Origin of the sequence: Stella humosa (assembly GCF_006738645.1) — a bacterium.
GTDB lineage: Bacteria > Pseudomonadota > Alphaproteobacteria > ATCC43930 > Allostellaceae > Allostella > Allostella humosa.
On the sequence record NZ_AP019700.1, the window covers coordinates 4994686 to 5012542 of the forward strand.

Annotated in this window: 17 protein-coding genes; 9 read left to right on the forward strand and 8 right to left on the reverse strand. The window is 70.8% G+C overall.

Features of this window, described 5'->3' with window-relative positions:
• Position 1: 1 nt before the first annotated feature.
• The 6 genes from STVA_RS23375 (at position 2) to STVA_RS23400 (ending at position 5511) form a co-directional block, all read left to right on the forward strand.
• A complete protein-coding gene (locus STVA_RS23375) occupies positions 2-943 on the forward strand; it encodes an ABC transporter permease (protein ID WP_123692601.1) in 942 nt (313 codons plus the stop codon).
• Positions 940-1782, forward strand: coding sequence for an ABC transporter permease (locus STVA_RS23380; protein ID WP_123692604.1), 843 nt, complete (start codon positions 940-942; stop codon positions 1780-1782). Before STVA_RS23375 ends, STVA_RS23380 begins: the two co-directional genes overlap by 4 nt.
• 2 nt (positions 1783-1784) lie before the next feature.
• Positions 1785-2786 (forward strand): ABC transporter ATP-binding protein, encoded by a 1002-nt coding sequence (locus STVA_RS23385; protein WP_245978426.1) that lies wholly within the window; start codon positions 1785-1787, stop codon positions 2784-2786.
• Between the two features lie 10 nt (positions 2787-2796).
• Complete coding sequence (locus STVA_RS23390; RefSeq protein ID WP_123692606.1) at positions 2797-3810, forward strand: ABC transporter ATP-binding protein; 1014 nt, start codon at positions 2797-2799, stop codon at positions 3808-3810.
• Between the two features lies 1 nt (position 3811).
• Positions 3812-5131 carry an aspartate aminotransferase family protein gene (locus STVA_RS23395; RefSeq protein WP_123692608.1) on the forward strand — a complete coding sequence of 440 codons (1320 nt, stop codon included), beginning with the start codon at positions 3812-3814 and terminating at the stop codon, positions 5129-5131.
• 149 nt (positions 5132-5280) lie between these two features.
• Complete coding sequence (locus tag STVA_RS23400) at positions 5281-5511, forward strand: hypothetical protein (RefSeq protein ID WP_142235866.1); 231 nt, start codon at positions 5281-5283, stop codon at positions 5509-5511.
• On the opposite strand, the gene STVA_RS23405 is transcribed toward STVA_RS23400, so the two are convergent.
• Genes STVA_RS23405 through STVA_RS23415 form a run of 3 tightly spaced genes read right to left on the reverse strand, consistent with a single transcriptional unit; the run spans position 5481 to position 8618 of the window.
• Complete coding sequence (locus tag STVA_RS23405; RefSeq protein ID WP_123692611.1) at positions 5481-6518, reverse strand: 2,5-dihydroxypyridine 5,6-dioxygenase NicX family protein; 1038 nt, start codon at positions 6516-6518, stop codon at positions 5481-5483. The genes STVA_RS23400 and STVA_RS23405 overlap by 31 nt on opposite strands.
• Positions 6519-6523: 5 nt before the next feature.
• Complete coding sequence (locus STVA_RS23410; protein WP_123692613.1) at positions 6524-7480, reverse strand: PDR/VanB family oxidoreductase; 957 nt, start codon at positions 7478-7480, stop codon at positions 6524-6526.
• Between the two features lies 1 nt (position 7481).
• On the reverse strand, positions 7482-8618 hold the full coding sequence (locus STVA_RS23415) for an aromatic ring-hydroxylating oxygenase subunit alpha (RefSeq protein ID WP_123692615.1): 1137 nt from the start codon (positions 8616-8618) through the stop codon (positions 7482-7484).
• Between the two features lie 119 nt (positions 8619-8737).
• Here STVA_RS23415 and STVA_RS23420 point away from each other — a divergent pair, with 119 nt between their 5' ends.
• Positions 8738-9370, forward strand: a complete 633-nt coding sequence (locus STVA_RS23420) for a TetR/AcrR family transcriptional regulator (protein ID WP_170216598.1) — start codon at positions 8738-8740, stop codon at positions 9368-9370.
• Here STVA_RS23420 and STVA_RS23425 read toward each other — a convergent pair whose 3' ends face one another.
• From STVA_RS23425 to STVA_RS23445, 5 genes are all read right to left on the reverse strand, one after another.
• Positions 9371-9973, reverse strand: coding sequence for a HupE/UreJ family protein (locus STVA_RS23425; RefSeq protein ID WP_123692620.1), 603 nt, complete (start codon positions 9971-9973; stop codon positions 9371-9373). It abuts the gene before it with no gap.
• Positions 9974-10044: 71 nt separating this feature from the next.
• Entirely contained in the window at positions 10045-11772 is a 1728-nt protein-coding gene (locus tag STVA_RS23430) for a stimulus-sensing domain-containing protein (protein WP_245978427.1), read from the reverse strand.
• Between the two features lie 45 nt (positions 11773-11817).
• Complete coding sequence (locus tag STVA_RS23435; protein ID WP_123692622.1) at positions 11818-12516, reverse strand: response regulator transcription factor; 699 nt, start codon at positions 12514-12516, stop codon at positions 11818-11820.
• Positions 12517-12618: 102 nt separating this feature from the next.
• A complete protein-coding gene (locus tag STVA_RS23440) occupies positions 12619-13617 on the reverse strand; it encodes an alpha/beta hydrolase (RefSeq protein ID WP_123692624.1) in 999 nt (332 codons plus the stop codon).
• Between the two features lie 7 nt (positions 13618-13624).
• A complete protein-coding gene (locus tag STVA_RS23445) occupies positions 13625-14590 on the reverse strand; it encodes an ABC transporter ATP-binding protein (RefSeq protein ID WP_245978429.1) in 966 nt (321 codons plus the stop codon).
• 123 nt (positions 14591-14713) lie between these two features.
• Here STVA_RS23445 and STVA_RS23450 point away from each other — a divergent pair, with 123 nt between their 5' ends.
• Together STVA_RS23450 and polA are read left to right on the forward strand one after the other, a co-directional pair.
• Positions 14714-14929, forward strand: a complete 216-nt coding sequence (locus STVA_RS23450) for a zinc-finger domain-containing protein (RefSeq protein ID WP_170216599.1) — start codon at positions 14714-14716, stop codon at positions 14927-14929.
• A gap of 84 nt (positions 14930-15013) precedes the next feature.
• Complete coding sequence (gene polA, locus STVA_RS23455) at positions 15014-17794, forward strand: DNA polymerase I (protein WP_123692964.1); 2781 nt, start codon at positions 15014-15016, stop codon at positions 17792-17794.
• Positions 17795-17857 lie beyond the last annotated feature (63 nt).

The following is a 17857-nucleotide window of genomic DNA, read 5'->3' on the forward strand; positions in this document are numbered from 1 at the left end:
CATGCTCCGCTTCGTGGCCAAGCGGCTGATGCTGGCGATCCCGACGATGCTGCTGTCGGCGTCGGTCGTCTTCTTTCTGGCGCGCATCCTGCCGGGCGACCCGGCGCTGTCGATCCTGGGCGATGCGGCCAGCGAGCAGGCGCTGGTCGCGCTGCGGGCCAGGCTCGGCCTCGACCAGCCGCTGCTGACCCAGTATGTCGGTTTCCTCGGCGCGCTCCTGCGCTTCGACCTCGGCCGGTCGATGATCTCGGGCCACGCCATCACGGCCGAGGTGCTGGAGGTGCTGCCCTACACGATCGAGCTGACGGTGTTCGCCATCGGCTTCGGCGTGCTGCTGGGCGTGCCGGCCGGGATCGCGGCCGCGCTCGCCCGCAACCGGCTGCCCGACTACCTGTCGCGCTTCGGCTCGCTGATCGGCCTGTCCTGCCCGCCTTTCTTTCTGGCGATCTGCCTGCTGCTGGTCTTCGCCATCTACATCCCGCTTTTCCCCGTGATCAGCGCGCCCGACACCGCCACCATCGGCGGCCGCATCGCGGCCCTGATCCTGCCCGGGGTAACGCTCGGCATCATTTTCCTGGCCTTCGTCGCGCGCTCCTCGCGCGCGGCCATGCTGGAGGTGCTGCCCGAGCAGTACATCCGCACCGCGCGGATGAAAGGCCTGTCGGAGAAGGCGGTCGTCTTCCGCCATGCCTGCCGCAACGCCCTGCTGCCGATCGTCACCGTGACCGGCCTCTATTTCGGCATCCTGATGGGCAATGCGGTGGTGACCGAGATCGTCTTCACCCGGCCTGGCCTGGGCAAGCTCATCATCGGCGCGCTCAATTCGCGCGACTACGTGATGCTGCAGGGGCTGACGATCGTCTACTGCTTCATCGTCGTCGTCGTGAACCTGGCGACCGACCTCGTCTATGGCCTGGTCGACCCGCGGGTGAAGGTGCGATGACCGCCCTTCGCGCCGCCATCGCCATGGTCGCCCCCAACCGGTCGGCCGGCTGGGCGTTCGTCACCCTGTTCGCGATCTGCCTGGCCGCCGTGGCGGCCCCGCTGGTCGCCCCCTACGCGCCGGCCGCCCAGGACCTGATGGAACGGCTGGAGCCGCCATCGGCCGCACACTGGTTCGGCACCGACAACTACGGCCGCGACATCCTCTCGCGCATCCTGTGGGGCGCGCGCATCTCGCTGCTGGTCGGCCTCGGCGCCACGCTGGTCGGCATGGTGATCGGTGGCGCGCTCGGCATTTGGGCCGGCTTCAAGGGCGGCATCGTCGACCTGCTGGTCGCGCGCGTCATCGACGTGCTGCTGTCCTTTCCCAGCCTGATCCTCTGCCTGCTGATCGTCTCTCTGGTGGGTCCGGGCGTGGTCGAGCTGATCGCCGCCATATCCGTGTCCCTGATCCCCAAGTTTGCCCGCGTCGCCCGCTCCTCGGCGATCGCCACCAGCCACCGGGAGTTCGTCGATGCCTGCCGCACCGTGGGCGGGTCGGACCTGCGCATCATGATCCGCCACATCACCCCCAACGTGGTGGGCGAGCTGGCGGTGATGGCCTCCCTGTGGACGGCCAACGCCGTGCTTATCGAGGCCTCGCTCAGCTTCCTCGGCCTTGGCGTCCGCCCGCCGACGCCGACGCTGGGCGGCATGATGCTGGAGGGGCTGAACCTGCTGCACGAGGCGCCCTGGCTGACGCTGTTCCCCGGCCTCGTCATCCTGGCCATGGTGCTGGTCCTCAACCTGGTCGGCGACAGCCTGCGCGATGCCGTCGACCCGCGCCTGCGCGAGGTCTGACGGTGCAGACGCCGATCGTCGATCCGCCGACCACCGATCCATTGCTGCGCGTCGAGGGGCTGGGCGTGGCGGTGCGCCGCCGGCAGGGTGCCCTGCCGATCCTGGAGGACGTCACCTTCGATCTCGCGGGCGACGAGACGCTGGCGATCGTCGGTGAATCCGGCAGCGGCAAGAGCATGCTGGCGCTGGCCATCACCCGCCTGCTGACGCCGCCCGACACCTATGCCGTGTCGGGGCGGGTCCGCTTCCAGGGCACCGACATCCTGCAACTGTCGGCCGAGGGCATGCGCCAGGTGCGCGGCCGCGGCATGGCCGTCGTCTTCCAGGAGGCGCTGAACGCACTCAACCCCGTCCTGACCGTCGGCCGCCAGATCGAGGAGACGGTGATGCGGCGCGACGGCGGCAACGCCGCGTCCGCCCGGCGGGAGGCGCTGCGCCTGCTGGACGAGGTGCGCATCCCGTCGCCGGCCCAGCGCCTGGGCGACTATCCGCACCAGCTGTCCGGCGGCATGCGCCAGCGGGTGATGATCGCGATTGCGCTCGCCTGCCGCCCGGCACTCGTCATCGCCGACGAGCCGACCACCAGCCTCGACGTCACCATTCAGTCGCAGATCCTGGCCCTGCTGCGCGACGTGCGGCGCCAGAACGGCATGTCGATGATCTTCATCAGCCACAATCTGGGGGCGGTCGCGGCGGTGGCCGACCGGGTGGCGGTGCTCTATGCCGGCCATGTCATGGAACTGGCCCGGGTCGAGGACCTGTTCGCCCGGCCGCGCCACCCCTATACGCGCGCGCTGCTGGCGACGACGCCGCGCGTCGACCGGCCGGAGCGGCTGGCGGCCATCCCCGGCACCGTGCCGCGCTTCGATGCCCTGCCGCCCGGCTGCCGCTTCGCGCCGCGTTGCCCGCTGGCCAGCGCCGAATGCACCATGGCCGTGCCCGCGGTCCGGGCGCCGGCCGGCGAGCCGGGCCGGCTCGTCCGCTGCATCAAGCCACTCGCTTGAGGATGCCCGCATGAGCACCACGCCGATGCGGCCGATCCTGGAAGTCGACGGGCTGCGCAAGCATTTCCCGATCGCGGGCGGCTTCGGGTCGGGTCCGCGCAAGGCCGTGCGCGCGATCGACCGCGTCAGCTTCACCGTGGCCGAGGGCGAGAGCTTCGGCCTGGTCGGCGAATCCGGCTGCGGCAAGTCAACCGTGGCGCGTTGCATCGTCGGCCTGGTGACGCCGGACGAGGGCCGGATCGTCGTCGATGGCGAGGCGATCGCCGCGCGCAAGGGCGAGCGCGGGCGCCGCCTGCACCGCAGCGTGCAGATGGTCTTCCAGGATCCCTTCTCCTCGCTCAACCCGCGCCTCGTCATCGGCACGACCCTGGCCGAGCCGCTGGCGATCGCCGGCGGCCTGTCGCGCGCCCAGATCCGCGCCCGGGTCGGCGAGCTGCTGGGGGAGGTCGGCCTGCCGGCCGACGCCGCGGCCAAGTTCCCGCACGAGTTCAGCGGCGGCCAGCGCCAGCGTATCTCGATCGCCCGCGCGCTCGCCCTGAAGCCGCCCTTGATCGTGGCCGACGAGCCGGTGTCGGCGCTGGACGTGTCGGTGCAGGCGCAGATCCTGCTGCTGCTCGACGGCCTGCGCACCAGCCGCAACCTGGGCCTGCTGTTCATTTCCCACGACCTCGCCGTGGTGCGGAACTTCTGCCAGCGCGTGGCGGTCATGTATCTCGGCCGCATCGTCGAGGAAGGGCCGGTCGAGCGCGTATTCGCCCGGCCGATGCACCCCTACACCCTGGCGCTGCGCGACAGCTCACTGCCGCCCGATCCGGCCGCCCGCGACCGCCTGGCCCGCATCGAGGGCGAGATGCCGTCTGCCATCGACCCGCCCACCGGCTGCCATTTCCATCCGCGCTGCCCGCGGCGGATGCCCATCTGCGCGGTGGAGGCGCCAGCCTGGACGGCGCTCGATCCGGGCGGCGTGGCCTGCCACCTCCATCCGCCCACACCCGTATCGCCCGCGACCAACCGAGGGATCTGAGATGTACCCCGATCCAAGCTCCCGCTCCGCCGGCCTCTTCGATCGCGCCTGCGCCGTCATGCCGGGCGGCAACACGCGCCTGGCCGTCTACCAGGCGCCGTTCCCGATCTTCATCGCGTCCGCCGCGGGCTGCCGGGTGACGGACGTGGACGGGGTAGAGCGGCTCGACTTCATCAACAACCAGTCGGCGCTGGTGCACGGCCACTGCTTCCCGCCGGTGGTGGCCGCCGTGACCGCCCAGGTCGGGCGCGGCTCCTGTTTCTCGGGCCCGACCGACACGGAAGTGGAACTGGCGGAGGCCCTGCAGGCCCGCGTTCCCGGCCTCGAGCGCATGCGCTTCACCAATTCCGGCACCGAGGCGGTGATGCTGGCGGTCAAGGCCGCGCGCGCCTTCACCGGCCGCTACAAGATCGCCAAGTGCGAGGGCGCCTATCACGGTTCCTACGATTTCGTGGAGGCCAGCCGCGGCAGCACGCCCGCCAACTGGGGCGACGCCAAGGTGCCGGCCCGCGTCCCCTACTCCAAGGGCACGCCGCCCGCCGTCGGCGACCTGACGGTGGTCATGCCCTACAACGATGTCGCGGCCGCGGCCGCCATCCTGGAGGCGGAGGCGGGCGAGCTGGCCGCCGTCATCGTCGAGCCGATCGCCAACCGCCCCGGCATGATCCCGGCCACGCCGGAATTCCTGGCCTATCTGCGCGAATTCACCCAGCGCACCGGCATCCCGCTGATCTTCGACGAGATCATCTCGTTCCGCGTCGGCTTCGCCGGCGCCCAGGCCGGCTACGGCATCGTCCCCGACATGACGACGCTGGGCAAACTGATCGGCGGCGGCTTCCCGGTGGGCGCGGTCGCCGGTCGCACCGACATCATGGGCGTGTTCGACCAGCGCCGGGGCAGCCCGGCCGTGCCGCACACCGGCACCTTCAACGCCAACCCGGTGTCCATGGTGGCCGGCATCGAGACGCTGAAGGCGTTCGACGAAGCGGCCGTCGCCCGGATCAACCGCCGCGGCGACGAAGTGCGGCGCACGATCGACGGCATCTTCGCCAAGGCCGGCATCGAGGGCCAGGCGTCCGGTGCCGGCTCGCTGTTCCGCATCCACTTCACCGCCCGGCCACTGACCGACTATCGCTCGGCCTATCCCACGGCCGCCGGCCAGTCGGCGGTGGCGGCCCTGCATCGCGCGCTGCTGAACCAGGACGTGATGGTGTCGGCCAATTGCAGCGGCAACATCTCGACGGTGGTGGGCGACCTGGAGATCGAGCAGTTGCTGGGCGCCGTCACCCGCGCCCTGGCCGAGATCCGGGTGCCCGCCTGACCCGGGCGGCCGCGGTCGCGGTCCGGATCGCGCTGTCCCTGCTGGCGCTGGGTGCCGCCACGGCCGCCGCCGACCACCTGTCGCTGGCGGTCTTCGGTCTGCCGCACCCGTCCGAGACACTGCCGCTGCTGTTTGCCACATCGCTGATCGTGCCGATCTGGCGATCGGGCGGCAGGGCCGGCCGGGTGCTGGCGGGCCTCGCGGGCTTGGCCGGCGGCCTGTCGGTCTGGTCGTGCGCCTTCCTGGTCGCGATCGACGATCCCACCATGCACTCCACGGTGGTGGGGTCGATCCGGGCCTGCGCGGTGCTGGCGAGCCTGGTCCTGTGCCTGATCGTGTCGCGGCGAGATCAGTCGAGCCGCCGCACCATCGCGTCGTAGAGCGCCTTCAGTTCCGGCGGCCCGGTCAGCCGCCCGGCCTCGGCCACCGGACGGCCGCCGATCCACAGGGACTGGTCGAGTGCCACGCCGTCCGGGTGGTTTTCGCCGCCGCCCGGCTCCCACCAGGGCAAGCCCATGCCGACCGCGTTCGAGCCCGGCACGCGGATGTCCTCGATGAAATGGCGGCCGGTGAGGCGGGCCGCCGGGTGGAAGCCGAAGGTCAGGTGGATGCAGCGGCCGAAATCCCCCTGCCCGCCGCTGGCCCGGCGCAGCGCGCGTTCCAGGCTGGGCCGATCCTCGGCCGCGCCGCCCTCGACCGCCTGGATGCGCCCGTCGACGGTGACGGTGATCGGCCGGCGCAGGATGCGGTGGTCCTCGTCGAACAAGGCCTGCAGGACGACCCGCCCGCGCACGCTGTCCTGCACGGGGTAGAAGCTCTGCGTGCCGGGCACGGTATGGAGGCCGGGCGTACGCGCGACGCGCTCGCGCACCAGCTTCGGCTGGTCGAGCGTGCAGGAGAGGTCGGTGCCAAGCGGGCAGGTGACGCGCAGCGTCTCGCCCGCCGCCGCCGTGGCGAAGGCCGCGAAGGCGAGGTTGAAATCCATCAGGGCCGCGAAATCCACGCAGCCATAGAGCCGCTCGAAGCTGTCGGCGCCGGCGGTCGCGAGCAGCAGGTAGCGACAGCGGTTGCCGGCAATCGCGGCCGAGGTCGCGGCCGATCCGGCGTGATAGGGGAAGCAGAGGTCGAACCAGACGTCCGAGGCGACGGCCGCCGCCTTCAGGCTGTCCGAGACATAGGGATCGGAGAGCCCACCCTGGAACGGCAGCTGCGGGGCCAGCGCCACCAGCGGCCGGGCGCCCGCCCGCACGACGGCCCCGGCAATGGCGTCCAGCAACGCGGGCTCGGTCGCCGTGTCGCCGGTGATCAGCACGCTTTCGCCGGGGGCGACGTCGAACTGCGCCTGGACCAGGGTATCGGCGGCGCGCAGCAGGCGGGCGGGGGTCATGGCGCTCACAGGGCCAGGGTCAGTTCCGGCCCGCGGGCGCGCGAGACGCACACGGTCATGATGTCGCCCGCCCCGCGCGCCTGCTCGCTGAGGAAATGGTCGCGGTGGTCCGGCTCGCCCGCCAGCACCTCGGTCACGCACATGCCGCACACCCCTTCCATGCAGGAGCAGTCGACCTCCACCCCGTTCTCCAGCAGCACCGACAGGATGCTGCGTCCGGCCGGCACCGCCAGCGTACGGCCGCTGAGGCCAAGTCGCACGGTGAGGTCGCGGTCTGTACCCGCATCCGCCTCGCCGGCCGAGAAATACTCGAAATGGAGGGCGTCGGCGCCCAGCGCCAGCAGCCCGGCCGTCCGCGCCGCATCCATGAAGGGAGCCGGGCCGCAGATATAGGCGTGCGTGCCGGACGCGGCCGCCCTGCCCAGGATCGCCGCCAACCGTGCCGGCACGGCCGCGCCGTCGAGCCCGAAATGGCCGGATGCGCGGCCGGCGAACTCGCCCGATTGCAGCGTGTCCGCGAACGCCGCCGCCTCGGCCGAGCGGGCGAAGTGATGAAGTTCGAAGGGGTGCCCCCGGGCCATTGCATGGCGCGCCATGCCGAGCAGCGGCGTCACCCCGATACCGCCCGCCAGCAGCAGGAGGGGGCCGGCGCGCCAGTCGACCGGGAACCCGTCGACCGGCAGCGAGGCCAGCACGGTGTCGCCCGGGGTCAGCCGGTGCATGGCGGCCGACCCGCCGCGCGACGCCGGCTCCAGCTTGACCGCGATGCGATAGGCTTCGGCATCGTCCGGCCCGTTCATCAGCGAATACTGCCGCACCGGACCATCGCCGACCCGGACGCGGATATGGGCGCCGGCCGGGGCCGGCGGCAGCGAGCGGCCGGCGGGATGCGCGAGGTCGATCGCCAGGATGTCGGCGGTCTCGCGGCGGACGGCGGCGACGGCCAGCGGCAGACGCGGCATGTCAGGCGCCGGGCCCGAACATGCGGTCGAGATAGGCGTTGAGGAAATGGTGGATCGGCTTCTCCATGATCGACATGCGGCCCGGCGCATAGATCGGCGAGGACATGGCGAGTTGCATGGATTCGATCATGCTTCGGTCCTCCTCGTAGATGACCTTCTGGTACTGCCGGTAGACGTCGACCTTCGCCTCGAAGTCCGGGTCGGCGAAGAATTCCTCGGGGAACAGCAGGTAGATCATCACCTCGCAGGCATCCGGGCCCAGCGGCCAGGCCGTCATCAGCTTCACGCAGTCGACGCGGCCGAAGAGCGTCAGATTGGGCGGCAGCAGGCCGGTACAGGCGAAGCTGTTCGGCCGGTCATCCAGCCAGGGCGCCTTGGCGAAACGGGTCTGGCCATCGGGCGTCGAGGGCGCGGCGTCGTAGCGGATCATGATGCCGCCGCCCGGCTTCAGCGACACGTTCTCCGGCGTCCAGCTGAAGCGCGCACCGAAGGATTTCGCGTGCAGCACGCCCACATGGTAGAAATCCATGAGGTTCTCGTGGAAGAATTTCCAGTTGCATTGCAGCCGGATGCGGCTGAGGTCGGCGACGCGGCAGCGCTCGGTGTGCAGGATCGCGAAGTCCGCCTCGAACTCGGCCATCGCCTGCTCGAAGTCGCGCGGCTCGGGGTGGAAGCAGACGAAGACGTTGCCCCGCCAGGTCTCGAGCGCGATCCGCGGCAGCCGGCACTGGGCCGGGTCGAACGCCTCAGAATCCTTCATGTAGGCGGCACCGGTCAACTGGCCGGTCAGGTCGTAGGTCCAGCCGTGATAGGGGCACTTGAACATCCGCGCGTTGCCCGCACCCTGGGCCACCTCGACGCCGCGATGGGCGCACATGTTGTAGAAGGCGTTCAACTCTCCGCGCTTGTCGCGGGCGACGATGAAGGGCCGGTCGGCCAGTCGCCGCGCCTCGTAGTCGCCGGGGTTGGGGAACTGCTCCTCGCGGCCGACGAACAGCCACTCGCGGCCGAAATACTCCACCATCTCGCGGCGGTAGATCTCGGGCGAGGCATAGATCTCGCCGGGGACGTGGCGAGCCCGCAGCAGGTCCGAGCGGGTGGCGGCCAGTTGGGGCGTGACGCTGGTGGCACCGTCCATTGCCGATCTCCCTCACCACTCTATACGACCGTATTAAGCTACGATCGGGCGCGCGACGGCGCAATGGCCTTCCGCAGCCGCGGGCGCTATCAAGCCGGCCGGAGGAGATCGCACCCGCCTTGTCCATTGGAGAACCCGCCGAGGCGACGGCGCGCCGCGGCTTCAACAAGCTGCCGCCGGAGATACGTCGCCAGCAACTGATCGAGGCGACCTTTCGCGCGCTCTGTCTTTATGGCGACGCCGGCACCAGCGTGCGCTCGATCGCGGCCCTGGCCGGCCTGTCGCAGGGCATGGTGCGGCACCATTTCCAGACCAAGGGCGAACTGCTGGCGGCGACCACCCGCCACCTGTCCGACCGCTTCTACGACGCGGCCGCCCTGGCGAGTGCCGCGGCCGGACCCGATCCGCTGGCACAACTGCGCGCCATTCTGCTGGTCGGCCTGCGGCCGCCGATCCTGGAGCGCGACTATGTCCGCGCCCGCTACATCCTGTGGAGCCTCAGCCAGTCGGACGCGGCGATGCGCGCCGCCCACGAGGAGACCTATGGGCGGCTGCGCCGGCGGCTGGAGGGCCTGCTGGCTGAGATCGCCGCCCGCAACGACAGCGCGATCGACCCGGTCGAGACGGCGCGTCTGTTGATGGCCCTGCTGAAAGGCGCCTGGGTCGAGTGGCTGGTGTCGCCCGAAGGCTGCGACCCGGAGCGCATCGTCGCGGGCTTCCTGCCGATGCTGGAGGACCGGCTGGCGCGCTGACTAGCCCAGCAGCGCGGCGGCCGCCACCAGGACGAGCACGGCGCCCGAGACCTGGGCCAGCCCGCCGGCCCGCGCGCCAGAGCCGGCCGCGATCCAGGCAGCCAGCCGGGCCGCCGCGATGGCGATCGCGGCCTGGATCAGGGCGAAGCCAACCAGGTAGGCCAGCAGCGGCGTCGCCTCCGCGCCGACGATGCTCTCGCCATAGGCATAGCCGTGGAAGACGCCGGCAAGGGCTACGAGCGCCAGCAGGGCCGGCACCCGGCGCCAGCCGACGACAAGCAGGGCCGCGAGCGCCAGGATCGACAGGGCGATGGCGACCTCGGCCGCCGGCAGGTCGGCGCCCAGGACATGCAAGAGGCAGCCGGCCACGGTGGCCAGCACGAAGCAGAGGATCGGCGCCACGCCCAGCCCAGCCACCATCGACAGGATGCCGATGCCGACCACGAAGGCCAGGTGGTCCCAGCCGATGACGGGATGGCCCAGGCCGGACAGGAGCCCGCCCATCAGCGTGTCGGGCAGTTGCCCGTCCATCGCGTGGTGGGCGCTGGCCCCGGTTGCCATGAAAAGCCAGGCCGTGCCGGCCGCGATCGCCTTGATGAACATTCGGTCCCCCCATCCCGGCCGGCCTGCTGCTGGCCGCAGCGGCCAAGACTAGCCGCAATCGCGGGGCTGCGTCAGCCGTGGCCGGCAGGCAGGCGGACGACGAAGCGGGCTCCGGTGATGCGGCCGCCGGCCTGGCGGTTCTCCGCCACGATCGTACCGCCATGGGCCTCGACGATCTGCTTGGAGATGCTGAGGCCGAGGCCGGAGTGGGTGCCGAACTTCTCGCCCGACGGGCGCTCGCTGTAGAAGCGCTCAAAGATCGCGGCCAGCTTGTCGGGCGGGATTCCGGGGCCTTCGTCCTCGACCTGCGCCTCGACCCAGGCACCCTGGCGCACTGCCTTCAGGGTGACGGTGCCGCCCGGCGGGCTGAACGAGACGGCGTTGGCGATGAGGTTGCGGAAGACCTGCCCCAGGCGGCTTTCCAGCCCGACCACCGTCAGTTCCTGGTGGCGGGCGACATCAAGGCGGATGGCAGGCCCGGACCCGTCCTCCATCGTCGAATGCAGCTCGGCCAGGGCATCGAGCAGGCGGGCCACGTCCACCACCTCGCTCTCGTCCCGCGACAGTTCGGCATCCAGGCGCGAGGCGTCGGAGATGTCGGTGATCAGGCGGTCCAGCCGGCCGACATCCTCCTGGATGATCGCCATCAGGCGGCGCTGCTGGTCGGCATCCTTGACGCGGGCGGCCGTCTCGACCGCGCTGCGCAGAGAAGTGAGCGGGTTCTTGATCTCATGCGCCACGTCGGCCGCGAAGCGCTCGTTGGCGTTGAGGCGCTGCCACAGCACCTGGGTCATGGTGCGCAGGGATTCGGCCAGGTCGGCGATCTCGTCGTTGCGCCGGCCGATGTCGGGGATCTCGGGCGGGCGGCCCTGCCCGCGCTTCACCCGCTCGGCCGCGCGCGCCAGGCGCAGCACCGGGCGGACGATCGTCCCGCCCAGATAGAGCGACAGCAGCACGGTGATCGCCAGCGCCACCGCGAACACCTTCAGGATGTCGAACCGGACCGAGCGGATCGCCTTCTGGATCGCCCCATCCTCGGTCGACAGCATGACCGCGCCCAGCACCTGCTTGAAACGCTGCACGGGCACCGCAACCGACAGGATCGTGCGGTCGAACTGGTCGCGCCGGCGCATGCGCATGACCTCGCCTTCCAGCGCCCGGTTGACCTCGACATAGTCCGATGCCGACTGCACCGGTCGCTCGGCATAGAGCGGCAGCTCCTCGCCGTCGGGCAGCAGCCCGACGATCCAGCCATAGACCCGGCCGGCCGCGCCCAGCACGGGCGGATCGTCCTCCGGTGGCGGCAGGCGCTCGATATAGATGCTGCCACCCGGCCCGGACAGCACGCGGGTGTCGGCCACCAGCGACCGGTCGGCGGCGAAGAGGCGCGCGCGGGCGCCCGTCGGCTCCACCAGGCGGCGCACCATGTGGCGCGCGGCCTCGATCGCCAGCGACACGTCCTCGCCGGCAGTGGGGCGGTCGATCGTGCCCTCGCCCAGGGCATTGGCGATCAGTTCGGCCTGGGTCCGCAGGGCGTCCAGCTCGCTCTGCACCAGGCCCTTGCGATACTCGCCGACGAACAGCAGCCCGCCCACCAGGATCAGCAGCGGCAGCACGTTCACCGCCAGGATGCGGCGCGTCAGGGCCGAGCGGAACGGGTTGCGCCAGCGCCGCGGACGACGGGCGGCCGGCTCGGCCTTGGCGCGGGCGGCCGGACGCCGGGGACGCGGCGCGTCCTCGTCGAGATCACGCATTTCCGGCTCCAGCCGGGCGGGTTCGGTGTCGGCGACGAGGCGCATGGCGATCGGGGATGCGTCGGCTGCCTGGCTGCGGGCTTGGCGCGATCAGGCCTCGCGATAGCGGTAGCCGACGCCGTAGAGCGTCTCGATCTGGGCGAAGTCGTCGTCGATGATCTTGAACTTCTTGCGCAGGCGCTTGATGTGGCTGTCGATCGTCCGGTCGTCGACATAGATGCTTTCGCCGTAGGCGGCATCCATGAGCTGGTCGCGATTCTTGACGTGGCCCGGCCGGATCGCCAGCGCCTTCAGCAGCAGGAACTCGGTCACCGTCAGGGTCACGTCGACCCCGTTCCAGGTGCAGGCATGGCGGCCGGGGTCGAGCACCAGTGGCCCCCGGTGGATGGCGGGCTCGCCTTCCCCGTCCGGCGGCTCGCGGGCGATCTCGCCACGGCGCAGCAGGGCGCGGATCCGCTCGATCAGGAGGCGCTGGGAGAACGGCTTCTTGATGTAGTCGTCCGCCCCCATGCGCAGGCCCAGCACCTCGTCGACCTCATCGTCCTTGGAGGTGAGGAAGATCACCGGCATCGCCGTCAGCTTGCGCAGGCGCGACAGCAGTTCCATCCCGTCCATACGCGGCATCTTGATGTCGAGGACGGCCAGGTCGACCGGCTGCGCCGTCAGCCCGCGCAGCGCCTCGGCGCCGTCATTGTAGCAGCGCACGGTAAAGCCCTCGGCTTCCAGCGCGATGGAAACCGAGGTCAGGATGTTCCGGTCGTCGTCGACGAGAGCGATGGTGTGAGCCACGCTTCCCCCCAGATGCGTTAAGAGCGGTGGCAAGGTCGGTGGCCAATATGGCCCTTTTACGGCCCTTTTTCGACCCGGCCGGAAAAGCCGGGGATTTGGGCATCAGGAGGCGGCCTCGCGCTCCAGGCGCAGGCGCGCATCGCGGTCCGCGCCCGATGGCAGCGGTGCCGCGGGATCCTCGATCCAGGCCCGGATGTCGGCCCACACCACCTGCGCCTGGAGGTCGCGCAGGAGCATGTGCCAGCCTTCCGGATATACCGCCACCCGCTGCCGGTCGGCGGCCCCGGCCAGGCGCGACAGCATCAGCGCGGTCGGCTCGCGCGGAACGATCTGGTCCTTCTCGCCATAGAGGATGAGGGCCGGCGTGCGGAAGCGGGCCGAGGCGGCCAGTGCGGCATCCATCAGGTCGACCAGCCCCTTCACCGTATCGGCCCGCGTCTCTTTGATCACCAGCGGGTCGCGGCTGAAGGCGCGCAGCATGTCCTCGTTGTCGGACGGCCGGTAGCCCAGGCCCCGGCCCGACAAGGTCAGCCACGGCATGGTGGACGAGATGGTCGCGAGCGCCAGGCGCTTGCCCAGCCCCATCGTCTGGCGGCCCCATACGGCTGGCGCCACGAGGATGGCGCCGTCGACCGGCGGCGCGTCGGCCCCCGTCAGCGCGACCATGGCGATGGCGCCGCCCATGCTTTCGCCCAGCAGATAGACCGGCAGCCCGGGATGGCGCGCCCGCACCAGGCGGATGGCGGTCCCGGCATCGCGGGCAAGGGCCGCCATGCCGGGCCAGCGCCCGGTATTGGGGGCCGAGCCGAAGCCGCGCTGGTCGTAGGCATAGGTCGCGATGCCATGGCGCGCCCACTCGACGGCCGGCATCTCGAAGGCGGTGGAATGGTCGTTGAAGCCGTGCAGGGCGACGATGATCGCGCGCGGCTCCTCGCCCGGCGACCATACCCGCATCGGCAGGCGCAGGCCGTCGGCGGTGACGAGCTCGCTCTTCTCCAATTCCGGCTCGTTCAAGCTGGGGCCGGGCAGGACATAGCCCGGGGCGCAGGCGGGCAGGACCGCCACCGCGAGAAGAAGGAGGATGCGGAGCGCACGCGCCATTCCTGCCCTATGCAGCGGCGGCCGGTGGCCGGGTCAGGGCAAGGAAGGCGTCTTCCAGGGTGCCCTCCTCGGTCGTCAGGTCGACGACCGACAGGGCGGCCGCCTGCATCGCACCCAGCAGGTCCTGCACGCGGGTGCGGCTCGGCTGGTAGCGAAAGGCGATGCGCAGGGGGTCGAGCAGGGTGGCGCCGAGGTCCGCCAGCGCCGCCGGCACTGCATCCAGCGCGTCGGCCACGGTGACGACGAGGGTCTTGCGATCGAGCCGGTGGACCAGCGCTCGCGTGGTGTCGCAAGCGACCACCTGCCCGCGGTCGATGATCGCGATGCGATCGCACAAGGCCTCGGCCTCCTCGAGATAATGGGTGGTCAGCAGCACCGTGGTGCCGCGGCCGGCCAGGGTGCGGACGTAACTCCAGAGCTGCTGGCGCAGTTCCACGTCGACGCCGGCGGTGGGCTCGTCCAGCACCAGGACCGGCGGGTTGTGGACCAGGGCCTTGCCGATCAACAGGCGCCGCCGCATGCCGCCCGACAGCGAGCGGGCATAGGCGTCCGCCTTGTCGGCAAGGCCCAGCGCCGCCAGGATCTCATCGGTGCGCCGCGCCGCCGGGGCCACGCCGAACATGCCGGCATGCATCTCCAGCGCCTCGCGCGGGGTGAAGAACGGGTCGATATGGAGTTCCTGCGGCACCACGCCGATGGCGTGGCGGGCATGGAGCGGCTGGCGGTCGATGTCGTAGCCCCAGATCGTGACCTGCCCGGCCGTCTTGCGCACCAGGCCCGCCAGGATGTTGATAGTCGTCGACTTGCCAGCTCCATTGGGGCCGAGCAGGCCGAACAGGCTGCCGCGCGGGATGGCGAGGTCGACGCCGGCCAGCGCCGTCTTGGCCGGCTGGCGGCGGCGTGCGGCATAGGTCTTGGCCAGCCCGGCGATCTCGACCGCGTATTCGGGCAGCGGATTCGGCGACGAATGCACGCGTGGTCTACCGGGCCGGAGGGGGTGGGGTGGCCGGACATTGGATTCCGGCGCGGCCATGGGTATCATCCGCCCCGACTTCGGGTCAATCCGGGCACCCTGCCCCCATCCATGGACGCCATCATGCTGCACAGCGCTGCGGCCCGCACCACGCCCGCGGGCACGCCGGTCGAAGTGACCGAGACCGACCATGCCACCATCGCCTGCGACGGCGGCAGCGAGCCGCTCGGCCATCCGCTCGTCTATCTGAACCTGCTGCCGGCGGGTGCCGTCGACTGCCCCTATTGCGGCCGCCACTTCGTCTTCACGGGCGACCCATCGGCCGGACACGGCCACTAAGATCGGGATGATGCCTTGACCGAGCTTGTCACCACCATCATCGAGACCGCTGCGATCGAACCGGGAGCGACACCGCCGCTGCCGATGCGCCATCTCTATCTGGTCGACGGCTCGGGCTTCATCTTCCGCGCCTTCCATGCCCTGCCGCCGCTGACGCGGGCCGACGGCACGCCCGTCGGCGCCGTGCTGGGATTCAGCAACATGCTGCTGAAGCTCCTGGGCGAGACGGATGCCGACGCCGTCGCCGTCATCTTCGACGCCTCGCGCTATAGCTTCCGCAACGCCATCTACGACGCCTACAAGGCGCAGCGCCCCGACGCCCCGCCCGAGCTGATCCCGCAATTCCCGCTGGTGCGCGAGGCGACCGAGGCCTTCAACCTGCCCGGGATCGAGAGCGACGGCTACGAGGCCGACGACATCATCGCCACCTATGCCCGGGCGGCCCAGCGCCGCGGCATCGAGGTGACCATCGTCTCGTCCGACAAGGACCTGATGCAGCTGGTGGATGATGGCATCCGCATGCTGGACCCGATCAAGAACAAGGCGATCGGGCCGGACGAGGTACGCGAAAAATTCGGCGTGGCGCCCGATCGGGTGGTCGACGTGCAGGCGCTGGCCGGCGATTCCGTCGACAACGTGCCGGGCGTGCCCGGCATCGGCGTGAAGACCGCGGCCGAGCTGATCAACACCTATGGCGACCTCGACCAGCTGCTCGCCCGCGCGGGCGAGATCAAGCAGCCCAAGCGCCGCGAATCCCTGATCCAGCATGCCGACCTGGCCCGCGTCTCGCGCGAACTGGTGCGCCTGAAGGACGACGTGCCAGACCTGCCGCCGCTGGAGGCGCTGGCCGTGCGCCCGGCCGACCCGAACCGGCTGGTGGAGTTCCTGCGCACGCAGAACTTCCGCACCCTGCTGAGCCGGGTGGAAAGCCGCAACGCCAATCGGGCCGCCGCCACGGCCGCGCTGGCGCCCGTGGCCGCCGCCGACGCCCAGGCGACATCGGCCGAGGGCGGCGCGGCCGCGCCGATGCCGGCCGCAACCGCGGCGAACTATGTCCTGATCCAGGACCTGGATGTGCTCGACGCCTGGATCGCCCGGGCGACGGCGGCCGGCGCGTTCGCGGTCGATACCGAGACGACCTCGCTTGACGCCGTCACCTGCGAGCTGGTCGGCGTGTCCTTGTCGATCGAACCGGGCGAAGGCGCCTACCTGCCGCTCGCCCACAAGGTGGAGGGGCTGGATCTGACCGGCGGGGCACCCCGCCAGATCGACCGGGACACGGCGCTGGCCCGGTTGAAGCCGCTGCTGGAAGACCCGGCCGTGCTGAAGATCGGCCACAACCTGAAATACGACGCCGTCGTGCTGGGCCGGCACGGCATCCAGGTGGCGCCAGCCGACGACACCATGCTGCTGTCCTATGTGCTGGACGGGCACCTGCACGGGCATGGGATGGACGAGCTGGCGCTGCTCCACCTTGCTCACAAGACCATCGCCTTCGCCGATGTCTGCGGCACCGGCAAGAACCAGATCACCTTCGACCTGGTGCCGCTGGATCGCGCGCGCGACTATGCCGCCGAGGATGCCGAGGTGACGCTGCGGCTGCACCGGCTGCTGCGCCCGCGCCTGCTGAAGGAACGCCAGGTCGCCCTCTACGAGACGACCGAGCGACCGCTGGCGCCGGTGATCGCGGCCATGGAGCGGGCCGGCATCAAGGTCGACCCGGTCGAGCTGAAGCGCCTCAGCCGCGACTTCGGCGAGCGGCTGGCGGTGCTGGAGACCGAGATCCACCGGCTGGCCGGCCGCCCGTTCAACGTCGGCTCGCCCAAGCAGCTGGGAGAGGTGCTATTCGACGAGATGAGCCTGGCCGGCGGCAAGAAGGGCAAGACCGGCGCCTATGCCACCGGCGCCGAGGTGCTGGAAGTCCTGGCCGCGCAAGGCCACGCCCTGCCCGCCCGCGTGCTCGACTGGCGCCAGCTCGCCAAGCTGAAGTCGACCTATGCCGACGCGCTGGTGGAGCAGATCAACCCGGCCACGGGCCGCGTCCACACCTCCTACGCGCTGGCCTCGACCTCGACCGGGCGGCTGTCCTCGACCGATCCCAACCTGCAGAACATCCCCGTCCGCACCGAGGAAGGCCGCAAGATCCGCCGCGCCTTCATCGCCGAGGACGGGCATGTGCTGATGTCGGCCGACTATTCGCAGATCGAGCTGCGCCTGGCCGCCCACGTCGCCGACATCCCCTCGCTGAAGGACGCCTTCCGCCAGGGCATCGACATCCACGCGCTGACCGCCAGCCAGGTCTTCGGCGTGCCGGTGGAGGGCATGGACCCACAGGTCCGCCGCCGCGCCAAGGCGATCAACTTCGGCATCATCTACGGCATCAGCGGCTTCGGCCTGGCCCAGCAGCTAGGCATCCCCCAGGGCGAGGCGCAGGCCTATATCGCGGCATATTTCGAGCGCTATCCCGGCATCCGCGCCTACATGGACCGCACCAAGCAGTTGGCGCGCGAGCAGGGCTATGTCACGACGATCTTCGGCCGGCGCTGCTGGGTGCCCGGCATCAAGGACAGCAACCCCGCGCGGCGCGCCTTCGCCGAGCGCCAGGCGATCAACGCCCCCCTCCAGGGCTCGGCCGCCGACATCATCAAGCGCGCCATGGCCCGCATTCCGGCCGCCCTGACGGAAGCCGGCCTGTCGGCCACCATGCTGCTGCAGGTGCACGACGAACTGATCTTCGAGGTGCGGGAGGCCGAGGTCGAGGCGACCGCCGCGCTCGTGCGCCGGGTGATGGAGGGGGCGGCCCATATCTCGGTGCCGCTGGTGGTGGATACCGGCGTCGGGCGGGATTGGGAGACGGCGCACTGAAGATCAGCCGGGCCAGGCGGCATCCGGACCTACCGGTGCTTCCCGACCGGGCCGTCCAGATTG